General features: G+C 57.5%; 1 rRNA gene. It reads left to right on the plus strand.

From position 1 onward, the window contains the following. Positions 1 to 431: ribosomal RNA gene (locus HH110_RS19175) — 16S ribosomal RNA — on the plus strand; the annotation flags it as partial.

A 431-nucleotide genomic window follows, 5' to 3' on the forward strand; every position in this document is an offset into this window, starting at 1 on the left:
AGCAGTGGGGAATATTGCACAATGGGCGAAAGCCTGATGCAGCGACGCCGCGTGAGGGATGAAGGCCTTCGGGTTGTAAACCTCTTTCAGCAGGGAAGAAGCGAAAGTGACGGTACCTGCAGAAGAAGCACCGGCTAACTACGTGCCAGCAGCCGCGGTAATACGTAGGGTGCAAGCGTTGTCCGGAATTATTGGGCGTAAAGAGCTCGTAGGCGGCTTGTCACGTCGGATGTGAAAGCCCGGGGCTTAACCCCGGGTCTGCATTCGATACGGGCAGGCTAGAGTGCGGTAGGGGAGATCGGAATTCCTGGTGTAGCGGTGAAATGCGCAGATATCAGGAGGAACACCGGTGGCGAAGGCGGCTCTCTGGGCCGTTACTGACGCTGAGGAGCGAAAGCGTGGGGAGCGAACAGGATTAGATACCCTGGTAG

Source organism: Stenotrophomonas sp. SAM-B, assembly GCF_013387485.1.
GTDB lineage: Bacteria > Pseudomonadota > Gammaproteobacteria > Xanthomonadales > Xanthomonadaceae > Stenotrophomonas > Stenotrophomonas maltophilia_AA.